The organism is Draconibacterium sp. (assembly GCF_041583095.1).
Taxonomy (GTDB): Bacteria; Bacteroidota; Bacteroidia; order Bacteroidales; family Prolixibacteraceae; genus Draconibacterium.
On sequence record NZ_JBFHGM010000343.1, the window covers coordinates 1 to 4,782 of the forward strand.

Annotated in this window: 3 protein-coding genes; all 3 read right to left on the reverse strand. The window is 41.3% G+C overall.

Features of this window, described 5'->3' with window-relative positions; genetic code table 11:
• The coding region (locus tag ABZB17_RS20615; RefSeq protein WP_372653196.1) for an alpha/beta hydrolase family protein at positions 1–1,987 on the reverse strand (1,987 nt) is incomplete at its 3' end.
• 134 nt (positions 1,988–2,121) lie between these two features.
• Entirely contained in the window at positions 2,122–3,489 is a 1,368-nt protein-coding gene (locus tag ABZB17_RS20620; protein WP_372653198.1) for a RagB/SusD family nutrient uptake outer membrane protein, read from the reverse strand.
• A gap of 11 nt (positions 3,490–3,500) precedes the next feature.
• A partial coding sequence (locus ABZB17_RS20625) for a TonB-dependent receptor domain-containing protein (protein WP_372653200.1) occupies positions 3,501–4,782 on the reverse strand: 1,282 nt, incomplete at its 5' end.

Sequence of the window (4,782 nt, forward strand, 5' to 3'; positions counted from 1 at the left end):
TAAAAGAATGGCTATCCCAGACAATATCACTATGACCGGAACCGGAAACAAAAGTGGCAAAACGATCTGATCGGGTTGCAATATAATCGGTTTCATATCCTCCAAAAGAGTGCCCAATTAGTCCTATTCTTTCCTTGTTAATCGTTGGATTATATGCCAACGCATCGAGTGCATGATTAACACAGTTCAGTGCATCTATACCAGGCCCATTTTTACCGGAGGTTTCAATGTCAGGTAGGTACACAAAATATCCCTGTTCGAGAAGTAACCTGATATTAAAACCTATACCTTCGTATAAAGAGGGGAAAGGACATCGGTTAGCAAGCCGGTATTGTTTTTCATAAATATGTACGACCATTGGATATTTCTGAGACGGCTTGTATTTCAATGGATAGTACAAAATCCCTTTTAGCGGAGTTTCTTGACTGTTAGTATAGCTGATTATTTCTTGTTTAAGAGAAAAAATGGTTTTATTCTTTTGGTTGCTTTGAAAAACAGTAACCGGATTTTTATCAGTTTTTTTACAAACCAGCCGAGAAGGTTGATTATAATTTTCTTCCAACCAGGAGAAGCAGTTTAGTGATTGATTGTAAGTCAGAGAACTGATGTAATGGGATGTTGGAGGGATAATAATTTCTGTTTTCCCTTTATTCCAAAGGCTGTAACCGGTCTGGTTTGTTTCAGGATCGTATAATTCAATTAACAGGGGTTTAGACAGATTTACCTGTTGTATGAAAAATTGACCATAAGTAGAAGAGACGTCCTCACGCTTGTAGTTTACAATTTTGGTAATGTATTCATCAAATTTTGCCAGACAGCTAAGAGTTTCTGTTTTTATGTCCCATTGCCATATTGCGCCTTCTCCTTGAAAAATAATGAACTTGCAATCGGTTGAAAACCATGGCATGCTTAAATGTTTTCCTTCAATAAACTTTATGCCTTTCGAAGGAAGATGATAGAGCTTCCATCCATTTTCAACAGGAGAAAGGGCATAATTCCCATTTCCGGAGAGATAATATTCAGGAGCAATGGTGTCCAACACTATATAATTGTCATCTTCCAGATCATATAAAAACAATTGTATAGGTGGTTGATCCGACAGGTAATCCTGTAGCTTCCATGGATCAATGCTTAAAAAGTATCTTTTGTTTCCTATATTAAGCGCTTTTGGCTGCTTATCTGTCCCTGCTTTTCGGATAAAATGTTCACGGGATTTCCAAATGTAAGTCATGACTGTAATGGGAGGATAAAACTTTTCTACCAATCTTTTATCATTACCCCGCCAGATGTCTACCATTTCATTCTGCTGTTGTTTTTTTGGTACTATCAGTTTTAAAAAATGAACACCATTCCCGATTTGATCCGTAAATGCCCGTTGGAAAGTTATTGGCAGAATTTCATTCAAAGGATAGCTTTTTTTAGTCTGGATATCCAGAAAAACCAGATTTGATACAGAATCTTGCTGGTTTTGTTCATGAATTATTAGCTCCTGTCCGTCTTTGGCAACATCCAGATATGAAATCTTATTACTTGTATGATATACCTGTTCGATGGTATTTTCCATGATACGAAAAACATCATAACCTTGATCCGGATTTTCAGCAAAGGCATAAATATGATTCTCTTTTGTGACAAAGAACCGGACCACCCGGTTAACAACATTCAAAAGGTGGCCATCACTTTGGCGCAGTTCAAGTTTGTTCTGTTCTTGTTTATTATAGTGTAGCAAAAACTGTTTCTTGTTTTCTAATACTTCCGCATTCTTTACGCCAGCATAGTGGGTGCTTTTAAATTCGGGTAGCTCCAGTAGTTCTGCCTGGCCCAACCTGGTTGTAAGTAAAAGGTTCGTACCCACAAAGGCAGCACTTTTAACTTTTATCCGGTGCTCCACCGGTTTTCCCGGCTCAGTACTGTCAAATATTAGCAGCGTATCTCTGTTTTGGTCGTATGCTTTCCACGCAGTTAACCATCTGCCATTTTCGCTCATTTTTAGGGAGAGCAATCGGAAATAGCTACTAAGTTCATTCTTTAGATCTGAATGACCTTGTGCTGTTAATTCCTGCCCTGCCGCGGGCAGCAGGAACAGGAATAGTAACAATAAAGGATATAGGCGCTTCATAACTAATAACCTTCATTTTGTGGGTATAAATTAGCGTTGAGTAATAACTCACTCTGGGGCAAAGGCCACCGGGCTTTATAGTCTTCCCAGTTGGGTTTTGTACTGTTTAATTCATCCAGGCGTTCCAGGCGTTTCAGATCAAAGAAACGGTGTCCGAATTCGGTAAAGAACTCTCGTCTTTTTTCGGCCAGCAGTTCTGTTATAAACTCTTCTGTGGATAGATTGGTAAGCGCGTCCAGTCCGGCTCGTTCTCGCGTGGCATTTAGGTAGGGCAAGGCTTCATCCTGCCGGTTTTGTTTAGCCAGTGCCTCTGCGAGTATAAAATAAACCTCTTCCAGCCGGAAAACAACGGAATATTCATTGTTATTGGTACCGGATAAATTTTTGTATTTGTAAGGTCTGTACCAGGAATCATCGTTAAAACTGACCTGTGTCATCCAGCTCTGTTTACGCAAATCATTTTCTGCAAAACTGCCGACAAGGTCATCGGATAACGCATAAGCATGCGGTGCTGCATCTGAGAAATAATAGAATGATGCTTCTTTTGTGGCATCGCCACTATTTTGCGGGCTGAGTTGCCATAGAATATGGCTACCTGTGTTATGAAACACTTCGTTCAGGTCCGGCTGGAAAGCGTATAAGGACGATTGCAATATTCCGGAGGCCATTTGCTCGGCCAGCTGATACTTTTGTTCCGTTAGGTATACATTGGCCAATACCAATTCCGCAACTTTACGATTGGGATAGATACGTTGTGTATTGCGGTAATTGTTATTCAACAGTGAAATGGCTTCGTTCAGGTCCGATTCCAATTGTTCAAGCAGAACGGCTGATTCAGTTTTTGTCAGACTTCTGTTATATTCATAATCAATAATGCTTGTATATGGAATAGCTCCAAATAGCCTGTGCAGGTAAAAATAAAGCAGGGAGCGTATCAGTAAAGCTTCTCCTTTTAGTTGATTTTTATCTTCTGTGGAAAGGGATGTGGAAAGTTCAGCTCCGTGAATGATGGAATTAGTATAATAAACCTGCGTATAAGTTGTATTCCACAGGCTTGCAATAATCCTGTTGCTTACCTGTTGTTGGTTGTGGTAGATATCCATATTACCGTTCTGGTCATTGTTGTAGCAATCCAGGTCATCGGCGTATGATGCAGTAAGTGTGCTGACCGAATAATATCCGGCCCCGGAAATTAGTGACCGATCGCGCAAATCGGCATAGAGACCTGCCATTGCTGCATTTGCAGTCTGTATAGTTTCAAATACCTGTTCAGTTCCCAGTTGATTGGTAGGATTATCTACTTCAACCAAGCCTTCGCAGGAAATCAGGAGTAATACTCCCAGACAAAATAGAAATGATATTTTTTTCATTTGATACGTTTTTAAAAGTTAAGCTGAATTCCGAATGACCATGTTTTTAATGGAGGCAAATAGCCGGACAGAGAGAATTCCGGATCCAGACCAAAATAGTCGCTGATGGTTAACAGATTTTGCCCCTGTACATAAAATCGTGCACTTTGCAGATACTTATTAAGCTGCAGCTTGTAGGCAAGTTGAATGTTTTTGAGTCGGATAAATGAAGCATCACTCACAGCAGCATTACTATTACTTAAATAGCCATGGAGCCGGTTGATTTGAGCGATGGTTCCCGAGGAGTAGGGCATATACTTACCGTCTGGATTCTCTTCCGACCAGACATTCAGAACTTCAACCGGCTGGTTGTACATACTTCCCGGTCGTGGCATCATGCTGATGTAGTTTTTTTGCCGCTGATTTACAAACTGGAACAAAAAGGAGAACTCCCATTGCCGGTATGAGATTTGGTTTGACCATCCACCAAAGTACTTGACTGCAATGTCTTCAATAACCTGGTTGTCATCGGGAGAAGTGATGTTCCCATCATCATTGTAGTCCGTGAATTGGTATAGCCCTGTTTCAGGATCAATACCTTCGTAATTATAAACTTTAATAATTGATGTCGGGTATCCAATTACATACTGGTTGGCGTATGTTGAGCCTTCCAGTCCGGGAAACGAAATCAGCTTATTGTCGGGGAAGCTGATATTAAAACTACTGTTCCAGTTAAAGTCCTCGGTCTGAATCGGCGTAGTGTTTAATTCAAATTCGAGCCCTTTGTTTTCTACTTTGGCGGGCAGGTTGGCTTGTATAGTGCTGAATCCTGTGGTGCCGGGTAAAGGAATACCAACCAGTTGATTGCCGGAGCGGTTACGGTACCAGGCAGCACTGAATTGGATGCGATCTTTTAGAAATCCTAATTCGATGGCAGCTTCAAGCTTGGTGGTTTTTTCCCAGCTAAAGTATGGATTATTGAGCCGGGACGGGTAGAGGCTGGTATTGCCTCCATAAAGCGTATTGCTAACGGTGTAGGTATCCAGAAACTGGTAGTCTCCGATCAGGTCACTACCGGTAATTCCGTAGCTGGCACGTAGTTTCCCGAAACTCAACCAGCTGCTGGAGGCAAGGAAGTATTCTTTGGAGAATAGCCAGGCAGCCCCGATAGCCCCAAAACTGGCAAATCGCTGGTTGGGGCCAAAACGGCTGGAACCATCCCGGCGACCGGTTAGGTTCAGGATATATCGTTCTTTGTATTTGTAGTTAATACGGCCAAATAGTGCAGCATAGCGGTATTCCGTTTTATCATCA

Bases quoted from the DNA above. Each gene is read 5' to 3' on its own strand.
- ABZB17_RS20620 (WP_372653198.1), bottom strand. From the start codon at position 3,489: ATGAAAAAAATATCATTTCTATTTTGTCTGGGAGTATTACTCCTGATT.